We start from the raw sequence: 12,394 nt of genomic DNA, 5'->3' as shown, positions 1-12,394 counted from the left end.
CAAGCACTCGGCGTCTTGAGGAAAACATAATGGAAAAACTGAAAATGCATAGCCCCAATCTGGTGGCACAGAACATCGAACAGCTGGCGGCCCTGTTTCCCAACTGCGTGACCGAATCACAAGGCAAGGATGGCGAGCTTAAACGCGTCATCGATTTTGATCTGCTCAAACAAGAGCTCTCGACCCATATCGTCGACGGGCCGCAAGAGCGTTACCAGCTGAACTGGCCCGGCAAGCGCGAGGCACTGTTGACTGCCAATGCGCCGATAGCCAAAACGCTGCGGCCTTGCCGAGAAGAGAGCGTTAATTTCGATACCACCCAGAATCTCTTTATCGAAGGCGATAATCTGGATGCGTTGAAATTGTTGCAGGAAACGTACCTCGGTAAGGTCAAGATGATCTACATCGATCCGCCTTATAACACGGGGAAAGATTTCATTTATGAAGATGATTTTGCTGAGAGTGCAGAAGAGTTCTTGAAAAGATCCAATCAAAAGGATGAACAGGGTAATCGACTGTTAGCGAATATGGAGTCTAATGGGAGATATCATTCAGATTGGCTATCTATGATGTATCCACGATTGAGAGTCATGGCAAATCTTCTTGCTGATGACGGGTTGCTTGCGGTATCCATCAATGACAAGGAGGTTTTCCAACTCGGCAAGTTGTTGGATGAAATATTTGGCTGCTCAAATAGACTAGCTTGTGCTCCATGGCTTTCTGAAGCCAGTGGTGGAAAAGAAAAGACAGGATTGCGAACAGGCCATGAATACTTGCTCATCTACTTCAAGTCAACGTCTGAAAGTGTTTCTCAGGACGAGAGATCTACTGGTGCCCTCAATCTGAGTGACAACAACGGTCCATACAGAAAGGGACGAGAATTGATGAAATGGGGTGGAACATCGCTGCGTTCCGATAGACCAAATCAATTCTATGGGCTTCAGTGCCCAACAGGAGACTACGTTTATCCATACAGAAATGACGGAAAAGAGGGGCACTGGCGATGGGGAAAAGACAATCCTGATATTTTGCATGCACAGTCAAACCCCGATTTTTTTCATTGGGAAAAGCGACCATTTGACAACGCGATATCTGTTAATGGGGCGACTGAGAGATGGGTTCCCTATGAAAAAATCCGGGATGTGAAAAAATCCGTTGGCTGGAGTACCTGGCTAGACAAATTTGGTTCCAATGCGGATGGCACAAGAGAACTTAAAGAACTATTCGACTTTAAAGTATTTGATACGCCAAAACCAACTCAACTTATCAAATGGTTTCTTTCTTTGCATGGAGATGATAATGGGATCGTTATGGATTTCTTCTCTGGTTCATCGGCAACAGCCGATGCGGTTATGCGGTTAAACGTTGAAGACCAAGGATGTCGTCGTTTCATAATGGTACAACTGCCTGAACCGTGTAACGAAGACTCCGAAGCATTCAAAGCGGGCTACCAAACCATCTCAGAGGTGAGCAGGGAGCGCATTCGCCGCGCTGGGAAGAAAATAAGTGAAGCTAGTCAGGAAGTGGACGTTGGCTTTCGTGCGCTGAGGATCGATACGTCCAACATGGCTGACGTCTATTACAACCCTGACTCCGTAGCTCAAGACGATCTTTTCGCTCAGATCGACAATATCAAGGCCGATCGCACCGAAGAAGATTTGCTATTCCAAGTGATGCTGGACTGGGGCGTGGATCTGATGTCGCCGATCTTGCGGCAAACCATTGATGGCAAGACCGTCTTCTTTGTCGATGCCGATGCCGATGCCCAGTACCAGCATGGTGCCCTGGTGGCCTGCTTCGATAAGACAGGCGGTATTGACGATGCCTTTATTCGCCAATTGGCGACCTTTAGCCCGTTGCGCCTGGTGTTCCGCGATGCCGGGTTTGCCTCCGATGCGGTCAAAATCAACGCCGAACAGCTGCTCAAGCAGCTCAGTCCGTTGACCGAGGTTAAGGCGATTTAAGGAGCCGGTATGGGCACATCACTGGATACCCTGACGATAAAAGGGTTCAAATCCATCCAAGAACTGAACGCCTTCAAGCTCAATAGCTTGAATGTGATTGTCGGCGCCAATGGCGCGGGCAAGAGTAACCTGATCGCCTTCTTCAAGATGCTGCGGGCACTGATCGATGGCAATCTCAATCGCTTTGTGCGTGATAGCGGCGGGGCCGGGGCCCTGCTGTTTAATGGTCGAAAAGTGACGCCTCAGCTATTTTTCGAGACCCACTTTGGCCAGCGCGGTTATCGCTTTAGCCTGGTGCCCACCCCGGCCGATGAGTTGGCACTGGAAGATGAAGCCCGCTACTACGCGGCAGGTAGTAGTGGTTGGTGGATACTGGGCGACAGCAACGATGGCAAGTCCAGACTGGTGGCCGAGGTGTTGGAAAACCAGCCGGATGCGCGCTATTCCCGCCCCGTGTATGACGCCATCGCTTCATGGCAGATTTACCATTTCCATGACACCAGCGCGAGCGCCGGGATGCGCAATTACGAGATAGTGCAGGATAACAAGCAGCTGCGTACCGACGCGGCCAACATAGCGCCGTTTTTACTCAAGCTGCGCGACACTTATCCCGCCGAGTACAAGGCGATCCTCAATGCGGTGCGGTTGGTCACGCCTTTTTTTGAAGACTTTATGCTGGAACCGCGTCAAAGCGGCGCACGCGAAGAGATCAATATCAGCTGGCGACAAAAAGGCTCCGACTACCCGTTGCAGCCCTATCACCTCTCTGATGGCTCGATCCGGTTTATCTGCCTGGCGACGGCACTGCTACAACCCAACCCGCCGTCCACCATCATCATCGATGAACCAGAGTTGGGATTACACCCAGCCGCCATCGCGATCTTGGCCGAGCTAATTCAGCAGGCTTCCCTGCGCACCCAGGTGATTGTCGCCACCCAATCTCCGGCCCTGATCGACCAGTTTGCCATTGACGATATTGTTGTGGTGAACCGCAAGGGGGGCGCTTCGACCTTCGAGCGGCTCAATGAGGACGATTATGCGCAATGGCTGGAGGAGTATTCGGTCGGTGAGCTCTGGACCAAGAATGTGATCGCCGGGGGCCCGCGTTATGAGTGATTACATCGAAGTGATTGCCATTGTCGAAGGCAAGACTGAGCAGGTGTTTGTTGAGTCGGTCTTGCAGCCTTATCTAGCGCAGCAGAATATTTTTATGAGCGCGACCCAGGTGAGTAAACCCGGGCAAAAAGGTGGCGATGTCCGTTTCAGTCGCGTCAGTCGTGATATTGAGCGCCATCTCAAACAGCGGCCTGATACCTATGTCACCACGCTGGTGGATTACTATGGCGTCAAGGAGTGGCCCGGTCTGGATACTCTGCCTGCAGGTCTTGAGCCGGTCGGGATCGCTGCACACCTTAACGGCGCAGCCAGAGCCAGTGTGGTCGAACAGTGTGCTGCACAACAAGCCGAGCGCCGTTTTATCCCCTTTATTGCCGTCCATGAATTTGAAGCCTGGCTGTTTAGCGATAGTGCCATTTTGGCCGCAGAGCTGGGCATACCAGAACCACTGGTTGCGCGTGTGCTTGAAGAGAGCGGTGAACCAGAATCTATCAATAATGGCTGGGAAACGGCCCCTTCCAAACGACTGGATGGTTGGTCAGGTGGCAAATTTGCCAAAACAAGCAAAGGGATTGCCATTGCTGAGCGCATTGGTATTGCACAGATGAGAGCACAATGTCCGCTCTTTAATGCGTGGATTGCGCGATTTGAGGCGCTGATGCAGGAGAGCGTATGAAACTGAAATTCAAACACCAGGCCTACCAGGCCGAGGCAGTGCAGGCGGTCGTAGACTGTTTCAAGGGCCAATTGCCCAATGATGCCGCCCGCCATTACAAGATTGATCCGGGCGCGGTGGCAACAGGTCACTCCGGCTCCACCACCTATGAAGAGGCTGGGTTTAAAAACGCCGAGATCCAGCTGTCTGAGGCACAACTGCTGGCCAATATCCAGGCAGTCCAAACCCGGCAGAATTTGCCCCAGTCCAGCGCACTCAATGATTACCGCGATCGCGATGGCAAAAAATTAACCAAGTACCATCCTGGTGCCAAGCTCAACCTGGACATCGAGATGGAGACCGGTACGGGTAAGACGTACTGTTATATTCGGACCATTTTTGAGCTGAACCGCCAGTATGGCTGGAGCAAGTTCATTATTGTGGTGCCCAGCATCGCCATTCGTGAAGGTGTCTACAAGTCGCTGCAAATAACCGCAGAGCACTTCCAGCAGGATTACCAGAAACAAGCCCGGTTCTTTATCTACAACTCCAAGCAGTTGCATCAGTTGGAGAGTTTCTCCTCCGATGGCGGTATCAACATCATGGTTATCAACGTGCAGGCGTTTAATGCCCGTGGTGCCGATGCTCGCCGGATCTATGAAGAGCTGGATGATTTCCAGACCCGGCGCCCGATCGATGTCATCAAGGCTAACCAGCCCATCATGATCCTCGATGAGCCGCAAAAGCTCGAAGGGGCAAAAACCCTGGAGTCGCTGACTGAATTTAATCCGCTGTTTATTCTGCGTTACTCGGCAACGCACAACTCGCTGCACAACAAGGTGCATCGCCTCGATGCGCTGGATGCCTACAACCAGAAGCTGGTGAAGAAAATCGCCGTACGAGGCATAACGACACGGGGTTTGGCAGGGACCAATGCTTATCTCTATCTGGAAGGGATTGAAGTGTCGGCTAGCAAACCACCCGTGGCGCGCCTTGAATTCGAGATCCGTTCCGCCAGTGGCGCCATCAAACGTGATGTGCGCAAGGTGAATAAGGGCTATAACCTGTTTGAACATTCGGGAGAATTGGCTCAGTACCAAGGTTTTGTTGTCTCAGACATCAATGCCAATACTGATACCATTAGCTTCACGAATGGTGTTGAGCTGGTGGCCGGTGATGCCTGTGGCGATGTCAGTGAGTCGGCGCTGCGCCGGATGCAGATCCGCGAGGCGGTCAAGGCGCATTTTGAAAAGGAGCGCCAGCTATTTGATCAGGGGATCAAGGTGCTGAGCCTGTTTTTTATCGATGAAGTGGCCAAGTACCGTGATTATTCTGCGGCTGATGAAAAGGGCGAATATGCCCGTATCTTTGAAGAAGAGTACCAACTGGAATTGGATGCCCATCTTGGCCAGTTTGATTCCCCTTATCTGCACTATTTGCGCAGCATCCCGGTCGAAAAGACCCACAATGGTTACTTCTCTATCGATAAAAAATCCAAGCGCATGGTTGATCCGAATGTGGGCAAGAAGGCCACGGAAACCGATGATGTGGATGCCTATGATTTGATCCTAAAGGATAAAGAGAAGTTATTGAGCTTTGAGGAGCCAACCCGCTTTATCTTCTCACACTCGGCACTGCGGGAAGGTTGGGATAACCCGAATGTGTTTGTGATTTGTACCCTCAAACACAGCGACAATACCACTACTCGACGTCAGGAGGTGGGTCGTGGCTTGCGTCTGGCCGTCAATCAGTTTGGTGAGCGGATGGATGATCCCATTCGGGTACATGATATCAACCGTCTGACTGTGGTCGCCAGCGAGAGCTACAAGGATTTTGTCTCGGCACTGCAGAGTGATATCAGTAAGTCGCTCTCTACCCGGCCGCAGAAGGCGGACGAGAATTATTTCGTCGGCAAAGTGCTGAAAACTGAACAGGGCGATTTAAAAATCACCGAGGATATGGCCAAAAAGATTTATCGCTATCTGGTCAAAAATGATTATACCGATGAGCAGGACCGCATTACCGATGCCTACATCAGTGCGCGCAAGGCGGGTACGTTAGCGGCCATGCCGGGTGATCTGCAGCCCTATAGTGATCCGATACTGGATGTGATTGATACCATCTACACGGACAAACAGTTGCCCTCTATCGATGATGATCGCAAGGGCAAGATCAATCCGCTGAATAGCAATTTCGATAAGAAAGAGTTCCAGGAGTTGTGGCAACGAATTAACCACAAGGCTATCTATCAGGTCGATTTTGATTCCGCAGAGTTGATAACTAAGGCGGTTAAAGAGCTGGATCAGCATCTGCGTGTAGAGAAACTCCATTTCAATATCGTGCGGGGTGAGCAAGTTGACAAAGCCACCTATGAGCAGATGAAAACAGGGCAAGGATTCACCGTATCGGAAACGGAGCGGGAGGAGTACCAGCATTCGGTGCACTCGACGGTCAAATATGACCTGTTGGGTAAGGTCTGTGAATTGACCAAGCTCAAGCGCAGTACTGTTGCTGCCATATTGCAGAAGATCCAGAAGGTGGTGTTCGACCAGTTCCGCAACAACCCTGAGGATTTTATTAGCCAGACAGCTCGTCTGATTAATACACAAAAGGCCACCATGGTGGTGGAGCATCTGACGTATGACCTGCTTGAAGATAAGTTTGATAGCAGCATCTTTACTGCTGGGCAATCCAAGCAAGATTTCGTCCATGCAGGCCAGCCGTTGAAGAAGCACATCTATGATTATCTGATCACCGATTCGGACGTGGAGCGCAAACTGGTCTTTGGTGATCCGAAATCCGATGAGCCTGGCGGACTTGAATCAGCCAAGGAAGTGACGGTCTATGCCAAGCTACCTCGGGGCTTTTCCATACCAACGCCGGTTGGCGACTATAACCCGGACTGGGCGATTGCGTTCGAAGAGGCAGCCGTCAAGCATGTCTATTTTGTTGCAGAGACCAAGGGTTCGATGGAGTCGCTGCAACTGAAGGCTATGGAGCAGGCCAAGGTCGATTGCGCCAAGCGCTTCTTCGAAAAATTAAGCGAACAAATCTCCTCGAAAAAGGTTAGTTACAGCGTCGTGGACAGCTTCAAGAGCCTGATGAATATTGTTAGGTAATGGCTAAATAAAGTCACTGAATCAGAAAATTCTGATTCAGTGACTTGTATCAAACTATCTCGATGTTATCTGCAAGCCAGCCGCGTCGCTCGATGAGTATATCTAGGCTGATAAGTGTAAGGTTCATATCAGTCCCCGTTCTGCCAGCGACACCACTCCCTCAGTACCGACGACCAGATGATCCAAAATCCGGATATCCACCAGTGCCAGGGCATCCTGTAGGCGCAGGGTGATCTCGATATCTGCCCGGCTGGGTTCCGGGTATCCCGATGGGTGGTTATGCACCAGCATCAGAGCAGCAGCATTGAGCGCCAACGCACGTTTAACAACTTCCCGTGGGTAGACGGAGGCACTGCTGAGCGTGCCGCGAAACAGTTCTTCATATCCCAGGATTCGATGCTGGTTATCCAAAAACAGCATGGCAAATACTTCGTGCTCCCTACTCTGCAATAGGGTTTGCAGTGCCTGTTGTGCCAAGTGTTGGTCGGTAATCGCGACCCCCTTGGCCAGTTTCTGACGGGCAATCTGGTTAGCGATAGTCAACAGGTCCTCTTCGTTAATCAGCTCAGTGACGAGATAGGTGCCGGGGATCTCCCCGGCGATCAGTTTGTGATGCAACATGATGGTGCTCCATACGCCATCGCCCCACCGCGTTGGCGCGGCAGGGTTGGAGAGGTATTTAGTGAAGGGGAAAACGCTGGGTTAGTTGGTGGTGTTCAGGCTGTTGGAGTGTTCTGGGCGTAGTTAGTCAGAGGCATGTGCTAATAGGTGATCAGAAGTTCTCTTAGTTGGGTGAGTCAGTAGTGAATCATAACCACGGTGTTAGTGTGGCCACCAGTGGATATGCGGTCACGCCTTGGCGCAGTGCGTTATGTCCGCGCTTATCGCGGGGTAAATCGCCACGTAGACATAGCCGTGGCTGCCAAGGGTATCGGCTTCGCAGGTGAACCCTTCGTGCTGGATAGTGATGCAGTGCTGACGCTGGGCATCCAGTTCGCCGGTCAGCAGCTTGGCTTCCAGTGCCTTGATGATCTCCGGGAAAGCCTGGTCGAGATTGGCTATCTGCGCCTCACTCCATTCACCTATCAGACTGGCTCGATCGGATAGAAAATCGAGCCGGTCGCGACTCTGTATCAGACGAGCGCCAAAGCGTGGAGAGATATCACGCGGCAGACCCCAGCAAATGCTGGGGAGCGGTGTGAGAGTCTGTAGCTCTGGATAGTGCGTGGCAGAGTATGTGGGATGGGGTGTGGTCATGATTAGCGATACCTCAGTTGAATATCGATGCGGGTGCCGGGCACGTTGTGACGCTGGCGCAATCTGGTCAGATGCGCTGGGAGGTCGGTCAGGCTTGCCAGTCGCCCCCGGTAGAGCCGGGAGAGGTTGACGTAGTCGGGGTGGCTCACGGTGATGGTCACCTGATGCCCTGGCTGCCAGCGGCCAAACAGGCGGGCTTTGGCCTCTTTGATGGTGGTGATGCCGGGAGCGGGTAACGTCTGCCGGTTACGCAGATGCAGTTTGTTGAGCTCGGGGGCATAGCGATGCACCTCGAGTCCGGTGATAAGACGGGTCATGTTCGGTGACTCCAATGATGCAAAGGGCCAGCCTGTGAGGGCAGGCCCTTTATGTTGTTTGTTGATGAGCGAGACGGTTGGCCTCAACGGGCGCAGTCAGCCGCCTCGTTGATAACCGGCTTGCAATCGAGTCGGTCCAGCAGGTGCCGCGAGCCGTACTGGGCTACCAGCCGGTCTATGGCCATCTGGGCGCAGACTGTTCTGCTGGGCTTATTCTCAGGCATGGCGTAACGCGCAGTGAGCCAGCCGCCGAGCAGTGCAATGCGGTAGCCACTCGGAATGTGGGTAAGCGAGGTGCCGATGCCCCTACCGTGAATGAGGAAAGGCACGGCCTGCCCACCGATGTTGATATCCATGCGCTGCCCCTTGAGCTCGAAGGTGGTGAGTTCACCGGTTTGCGGATGCTTGCCGGGTACCTTGATGGTGATGTTCTTAGCCATCTCACACCTCCGGCTTGCGTTCAAAGTGGCGGGTCACAACGCCTGCCGCCGGGTCGATGCTGATAAATGCCGGTGCTTGCGGGTGGCACTGGTAGAGCCGCGCCAATTCAGCGCGAAATGCCTCGACGTTCGGTGCAATCACATGGTTGGTATCCCCCTCGGCATAGGTAAAGGTCTCCATCTTCTCTGTGTTAATCCAGATGCCGAAATACCATGCGTCCTCTTCGGTGTTGTATTGCTGCCAGCCCCGAGCCAACAAAGTGCGGTCGTAGTAGTAGCGGTCAGCCTGATGGCTGCCCCGGTCGATGCGGCAACCTGTCACGGTGAGCTCGAGTTGGATACGCCCTGCTTTGTGAGCCTTCTTGACTCTGCGCAGCAGCTTGAGGGCTTTGGCTCTACTACGGCCATTACCGAGTGGTTGCGGCTGCCTGGCCCGCAATCCCAGGTGGGTCATTATCTTCGGCGCGGTGCTGTGGTTGAGCTGACCGATGGCAGTGGTGATCTGCCGAGCGGTCAGGGTCTTGTAATCACGCAGGTCGTGCATGGTTGGGTTCCTTAAAATGCAAACAGCCCCTCGGAGTGAGGGGCTGTATGGGGTCTTGTTTGTACTGGTGGCCGTGACTCAGGTATGACTACTCCAATCCGGCGTGTCGTTACTGCCGTGGTTGACGTAGGCCCCGACAATTACCCGTTGCCACTCACCGACCGGCTGACCCGCTGCATTACAGGCGCAGCGAAAGCGGGCGAAGTTAATCTCTCGTGGCAGGTGCTCACGCATATCCCGTGGACTGACAAAGAGCGTGGTCTTGTGCAACACAGGGTTGGGGGCCACCAGCGGGCCACCAATACGTCGCCCCTCTACATCGTGGGCATAGGCAAAGCCCGGCAGCATCAATTGCTGACTGATGAGCTTGGCAAGCCCTGAGTGAGCACACATGGCCTCCGCGACGGCGGCCTGGCTAAAGCTGTCATTGAACTCAATCATTGATGTTTCTCCTTTTCCTCCGGTGAACGGTAAGCCGCTGCCAGCAGCGCAAACTGTTCGACCAGATAGCTGATACTGATGCCCAGTTCATCGCTCACCCCATCCCCTAGACGGTGATGCAGGTGTGCCATGTCATCGGCGACACGTTGGGCTAGGTGGGCCATTGAACTCGGTGGCGAGCTTGCCACTGTCAGGGTGATGTAGAGATCCATCACATCTCTCCCCAGGGTGCTTGCTCCCACAGTGACAGCCGGGTCAGCACGTCTTGTGCGAGAGCCTGTTGCAACTGCTGTAGTACCTTCACAAGCCGAGGTGCCTGCTCAGGGCTCCCGGTCCATTCGCTCGATTGGTACAGGGCGCAGCAGGTGAACTTGTAGAGGGCCACCAGCTCGCTATCGGTGAGTGGAGCCTGGTGGTAACGGTGGGCAGGTTTAAGCGGACTCAGCTTGGTAGAGCGGTGCTGAAGTGGTTGATGACGCCCCAGCTGATAGCGATGCCAGACTGCACGCCGGTTGGCGAGCATCATCAGTCGCACTAACCGATCTACCCGCCACGTCCAGGTACTGGTCGTGTCTGCTGGCGGCAGCCACCAGAGGGTGCGCAGTAGCTCCAGGGTGTAGTGCGGTGGCAACGGGCCATTGCAAAAGCGGTGTAACTGCACGGCAAAGGTCAGGTAGTCCTGGCGATCGATCATGAAGGCAGACATGGGCTAGCTCCTTGAAATGCAAAAGGCCACCTGCAGTGAGGTGGCCTTGTGGGTGATGGTGTTGGACCTGATGATCCGGATTGGCTAATCGCGCAGCTGATGTAGCAGCACATCAATGACCTCGATGCAGTCAGCCTGGGTGAGCTGGTAGCCGTTAGGCAGGTGGGCCACGATGGCGGGATCTGCCTGCATCTCGACGTTGTCTGCCAGCCAACAGCGCAATTCGAGGAGGATATCGAGGGCTGTGAGGTGTGATGTGCCTGGGACCAAGTTCATAGCTGACCTCTCTCTTTCAGGGATACCACGCCCTCAGCACCGACCACCAGATGGTCAAGCAACCGGACATCCACCAGCGCCAAGGCCTCTTTGAGGGCTTGGGTAAAGACCCGGTCAGAGTAGCTGGGTTCCGGGTCACCACTGGGGTGATTGTGCACCGCGATAATGGCCCCGCTGTTAAGCAGCAAGGCCCGCTTGACCACTTCCCGTGGGTAGATGCTGGCACTGTCCAAGGTGCCACGAAACAGCTCCTCAAAAGCCAGTACGCGATGCTGGGAGTCGAGGAACAGTGCCCCAAACACTTCATGCTCCCGGTCCTGCAGCAGGGTTTGCAGCCGCTCGGCGGCCTCAGTGGTACTGGTAATGGCAGTGCCTTTGGCCAGGCGTTTACGGGCAATCTGATTGGCAATACGCAGCAGGTCTTGCTCGGTCACCGGTTCGGTGACGACATAGGTGCCGGGGCATTCCCCGGCTTTCAGTTTGTGGTAACGCATGGTGGTCTCCTGAAAAAGAAAACCCCAGCAGCGCGAGGCGTGCCGAGGTCAAATAGGTAGAGATGATGTTGGCTTACGTAGGGGGGGGGGCTGTCAGTTGTGCAGTTGACGATGCTGGTGGCTCATGCCGTGGTGGCGGGCTCACTTGCCACCGGTATCAACGGTTCGGGGACCTGCACGGCAAGTGGGATAGCCAGCGCAATACTTAGCCGCTCTGCCAACTGGTAGGCAGGTCCTATGGTGTCGTAGTCAGCTATCCAGGTAGCCAGAGCCAGTCCGCTGGCTTCCACTGCCCGCAGGTAGACGCTGTAACCTTGTACGGTCAGGCCGCTGTCACGCACCACCTGCGTTTCCCCCTCCCGATTGATGGCCTCCAGCTCAACGGCTATCGGTTGTTTGGGCATCGTGTGTCTCCTCTGGGGGTAAGGGATCACTCTCCACGCGATAGCCGAGATGAATGCAGGTACGCTGCAAGTCGGCCAGAAAGCTGCCCAGTACACGAGGCTGCTCGGTGAGAGAAACCGGTCCTGCTTGGCAGCGCCAGAAACAGCGACGAGTGGGGTCCACGCAGATCTCATCCCTCGGTTGGCTCATGCTCCGCCAGTCCTCGGCATTGGTGAGGGAGAGCAGTTGCCACTGCACCCCAGACCAACGCAGATACAGCGTGACGGTGCGGGCGTTTTGACCACCAAGAGTGAGGTGCAGCAACCAGCGTTCGCCTTGGCGAGTCGGCTGCAGTTTGGCCTTGGCGGCGACCAGTCCCAGCCACTGACGTGAGTAATGGGAGAGCGGCAGTTCGTTAGTCATCACACACCTCCTACTCCCCACTGACCGTGACGGTGAAGTACGCCATCCGGCAGTAGGCAACAAAGTTGGTCTGCCACAGAGTGAATAACTCATGGGCCTCTGAGCGCTGGATAGGCCCCCATCCTTGCAGATAGTGTTCGTCATCCAGGAAGTTGAAATCGAGCTCCTTGCAGAGCTCGGCATCCTGGCCCAGTCCCTGATAGCTGAAGTTGCGTATTCCGGCGAAGTTGAACAGCCATTCCGGCCAACGTGAACACC

The 12,394-nt window shown here is 54.1% G+C and carries 16 protein-coding genes and 1 pseudogene; 4 read left to right on the top strand and 13 right to left on the bottom strand.

Annotation, left to right across the window (positions count from 1 at the left end; genetic code table 11):
- Positions 1 to 29 precede the first annotated feature (29 nt).
- Genes MRK42_RS14640 through MRK42_RS14625 form a run of 4 tightly spaced genes read left to right on the top strand, consistent with a single transcriptional unit; the run spans position 30 to position 6,854 of the window.
- Positions 30 to 1,964, top strand: a complete 1,935-nt coding sequence (locus MRK42_RS14640; RefSeq protein WP_335856083.1) for a site-specific DNA-methyltransferase — start codon at positions 30 to 32, stop codon at positions 1,962 to 1,964.
- Positions 1,965 to 1,973: 9 nt separating this feature from the next.
- Positions 1,974 to 3,080, top strand: a complete 1,107-nt coding sequence (locus tag MRK42_RS14635; RefSeq protein WP_335856084.1) for an AAA family ATPase — start codon at positions 1,974 to 1,976, stop codon at positions 3,078 to 3,080.
- Positions 3,073 to 3,756: a DUF4276 family protein gene (locus MRK42_RS14630; protein WP_335856085.1), complete on the top strand. Its 684-nt coding sequence runs from the start codon at positions 3,073 to 3,075 to the stop codon at positions 3,754 to 3,756. Before MRK42_RS14635 ends, MRK42_RS14630 begins: the two co-directional genes overlap by 8 nt.
- Positions 3,753 to 6,854 carry a DEAD/DEAH box helicase family protein gene (locus tag MRK42_RS14625; protein WP_335856086.1) on the top strand — a complete coding sequence of 1,034 codons (3,102 nt, stop codon included), beginning with the start codon at positions 3,753 to 3,755 and terminating at the stop codon, positions 6,852 to 6,854. Before MRK42_RS14630 ends, MRK42_RS14625 begins: the two co-directional genes overlap by 4 nt.
- 123 nt (positions 6,855 to 6,977) lie before the next feature.
- Here the strand turns inward: MRK42_RS14625 and radC (MRK42_RS14620) are convergent, their stop codons facing one another.
- From radC (MRK42_RS14620) to MRK42_RS14560, 13 genes and pseudogenes are all read right to left on the bottom strand, one after another.
- The gene (gene radC / locus MRK42_RS14620; protein WP_335856087.1) at positions 6,978 to 7,475 is read right to left on the bottom strand and encodes a DNA repair protein RadC; all 498 of its coding nucleotides are present in this window, start codon (positions 7,473 to 7,475) and stop codon (positions 6,978 to 6,980) included.
- Between the two features lie 228 nt (positions 7,476 to 7,703).
- A complete protein-coding gene (locus MRK42_RS14615; protein ID WP_335856088.1) occupies positions 7,704 to 8,111 on the bottom strand; it encodes a type IV toxin-antitoxin system YeeU family antitoxin in 408 nt (135 codons plus the stop codon).
- A gap of 2 nt (positions 8,112 to 8,113) precedes the next feature.
- Positions 8,114 to 8,428 (bottom strand): hypothetical protein, encoded by a 315-nt coding sequence (locus tag MRK42_RS14610; protein ID WP_335856089.1) that lies wholly within the window; start codon positions 8,426 to 8,428, stop codon positions 8,114 to 8,116.
- 83 nt (positions 8,429 to 8,511) lie between these two features.
- Positions 8,512 to 8,868 carry a hypothetical protein gene (locus MRK42_RS14605; RefSeq protein WP_016349974.1) on the bottom strand — a complete coding sequence of 119 codons (357 nt, stop codon included), beginning with the start codon at positions 8,866 to 8,868 and terminating at the stop codon, positions 8,512 to 8,514.
- A gap of 1 nt (position 8,869) precedes the next feature.
- On the bottom strand, positions 8,870 to 9,412 hold the full coding sequence (locus MRK42_RS14600; protein WP_016349975.1) for a hypothetical protein: 543 nt from the start codon (positions 9,410 to 9,412) through the stop codon (positions 8,870 to 8,872).
- Positions 9,413 to 9,490: 78 nt separating this feature from the next.
- Positions 9,491 to 9,853, bottom strand: coding sequence for a hypothetical protein (locus MRK42_RS14595; RefSeq protein WP_016349976.1), 363 nt, complete (start codon positions 9,851 to 9,853; stop codon positions 9,491 to 9,493).
- Positions 9,850 to 10,065: a hypothetical protein gene (locus MRK42_RS14590; RefSeq protein WP_016349977.1), complete on the bottom strand. Its 216-nt coding sequence runs from the start codon at positions 10,063 to 10,065 to the stop codon at positions 9,850 to 9,852. Before MRK42_RS14590 ends, MRK42_RS14595 begins: the two co-directional genes overlap by 4 nt.
- Positions 10,065 to 10,559, bottom strand: coding sequence for a hypothetical protein (locus MRK42_RS14585; RefSeq protein WP_016349978.1), 495 nt, complete (start codon positions 10,557 to 10,559; stop codon positions 10,065 to 10,067). The genes MRK42_RS14590 and MRK42_RS14585 overlap by 1 nt, the downstream gene beginning before the upstream one ends.
- Positions 10,560 to 10,643: 84 nt before the next feature.
- A complete protein-coding gene (locus MRK42_RS14580) occupies positions 10,644 to 10,835 on the bottom strand; it encodes a hypothetical protein (RefSeq protein ID WP_016349979.1) in 192 nt (63 codons plus the stop codon).
- On the bottom strand, positions 10,832 to 11,329 hold the full coding sequence (gene radC / locus MRK42_RS14575; protein WP_016349980.1) for a DNA repair protein RadC: 498 nt from the start codon (positions 11,327 to 11,329) through the stop codon (positions 10,832 to 10,834). Before radC (MRK42_RS14575) ends, MRK42_RS14580 begins: the two co-directional genes overlap by 4 nt.
- 122 nt (positions 11,330 to 11,451) lie before the next feature.
- Positions 11,452 to 11,733, bottom strand: a complete 282-nt coding sequence (locus MRK42_RS14570; protein WP_016349981.1) for a hypothetical protein — start codon at positions 11,731 to 11,733, stop codon at positions 11,452 to 11,454.
- On the bottom strand, positions 11,708 to 12,136 hold the full coding sequence (locus tag MRK42_RS14565) for a hypothetical protein (protein ID WP_080644398.1): 429 nt from the start codon (positions 12,134 to 12,136) through the stop codon (positions 11,708 to 11,710). Before MRK42_RS14565 ends, MRK42_RS14570 begins: the two co-directional genes overlap by 26 nt.
- A gap of 10 nt (positions 12,137 to 12,146) precedes the next feature.
- Positions 12,147 to 12,374 (bottom strand): annotated as a pseudogene (locus MRK42_RS14560) (DUF2787 family protein); the annotation flags it as partial.
- Positions 12,375 to 12,394: the final 20 nt, after the last annotated feature.

The organism is Aeromonas sp. 19NY04SH05-1, from assembly GCF_040581895.1.
GTDB lineage: Bacteria > Pseudomonadota > Gammaproteobacteria > Enterobacterales > Aeromonadaceae > Aeromonas > Aeromonas enteropelogenes.
This window is presented reverse-complemented; position numbering and strand designations above follow the sequence as displayed.

Coding starts and splice junctions, on each gene's coding strand:
- radC (WP_016349980.1), bottom strand. CDS start 11,329: ATGCGTTACCACAAACTGAAAGCCGGGGAATGCCCCGGCACCTATGTC.
- MRK42_RS14590 (WP_016349977.1), bottom strand. CDS start 10,065: ATGGATCTCTACATCACCCTGACAGTGGCAAGCTCGCCACCGAGTTCA.
- MRK42_RS14635 (WP_335856084.1), top strand. CDS start 1,974: ATGGGCACATCACTGGATACCCTGACGATAAAAGGGTTCAAATCCATC.
- MRK42_RS14610 (WP_335856089.1), bottom strand. CDS start 8,428: ATGACCCGTCTTATCACCGGACTCGAGGTGCATCGCTATGCCCCCGAG.
- radC (WP_335856087.1), bottom strand. CDS start 7,475: ATGTTGCATCACAAACTGATCGCCGGGGAGATCCCCGGCACCTATCTC.
- MRK42_RS14600 (WP_016349975.1), bottom strand. CDS start 9,412: ATGCACGACCTGCGTGATTACAAGACCCTGACCGCTCGGCAGATCACC.
- MRK42_RS14605 (WP_016349974.1), bottom strand. CDS start 8,868: ATGGCTAAGAACATCACCATCAAGGTACCCGGCAAGCATCCGCAAACC.
- MRK42_RS14585 (WP_016349978.1), bottom strand. CDS start 10,559: ATGTCTGCCTTCATGATCGATCGCCAGGACTACCTGACCTTTGCCGTG.
- MRK42_RS14565 (WP_080644398.1), bottom strand. CDS start 12,136: ATGACTAACGAACTGCCGCTCTCCCATTACTCACGTCAGTGGCTGGGA.
- MRK42_RS14630 (WP_335856085.1), top strand. CDS start 3,073: ATGAGTGATTACATCGAAGTGATTGCCATTGTCGAAGGCAAGACTGAG.
- MRK42_RS14640 (WP_335856083.1), top strand. CDS start 30: ATGGAAAAACTGAAAATGCATAGCCCCAATCTGGTGGCACAGAACATC.
- MRK42_RS14595 (WP_016349976.1), bottom strand. CDS start 9,853: ATGATTGAGTTCAATGACAGCTTTAGCCAGGCCGCCGTCGCGGAGGCC.
- MRK42_RS14570 (WP_016349981.1), bottom strand. CDS start 11,733: ATGCCCAAACAACCGATAGCCGTTGAGCTGGAGGCCATCAATCGGGAG.
- MRK42_RS14625 (WP_335856086.1), top strand. CDS start 3,753: ATGAAACTGAAATTCAAACACCAGGCCTACCAGGCCGAGGCAGTGCAG.
- MRK42_RS14580 (WP_016349979.1), bottom strand. CDS start 10,835: ATGAACTTGGTCCCAGGCACATCACACCTCACAGCCCTCGATATCCTC.
- MRK42_RS14615 (WP_335856088.1), bottom strand. CDS start 8,111: ATGACCACACCCCATCCCACATACTCTGCCACGCACTATCCAGAGCTA.